Here is a 449-nt window from a genome sequence, read left to right on the forward strand (position 1 = left end):
TCAAGCCACGCGTTATTGTTGTGCGGCGCGTATGGCAAAGGCAGTCTCTATATACGGACAATACCCGACTCATTCGCCGATTTGTACAATCTTCCCGCCGAGACGCTCAATCTTTTGCGCGGGGAATTTGATTTGCCCATAACGCTGGAATGTTGCAGCCGCGTGTCTCTGTTCCCCTATGACAACGACACTTTTATTTTGCAATCATTCCTTGACAGGCCTGAACGGGTGCGCGTCCGCATTAACAGGGCGGGAGCGTCGTTAGTACCATTAAAAATGCCAAAAATGCGCCCGTTTGAAATTGTCCGTTCCGGGGAGAGCGAGAGTGTTTTTGATATTCACATAACGCCAGGGCATTATATGGCGTTTAAGATTGAAGGACGGCGATAGCACTCTGTAACATCTAAATATTTACAAAAAGACCTCTCGCAGAGGCGCAAAAGCGCAAA

At 48.3% G+C, this 449-nt stretch carries 1 protein-coding gene; it reads left to right on the forward strand.

Annotation, left to right across the window (positions count from 1 at the left end; genetic code table 11):
* On the forward strand, positions 1-390 hold a 390-nt coding region (locus ACYVRA_RS08935; RefSeq protein WP_461252360.1), incomplete at its 5' end, for a hypothetical protein.
* Between the last annotated feature and the right edge of the window lie 59 nt (positions 391-449).

Source organism: Treponema sp. R8-4-B8, assembly GCF_054786175.1.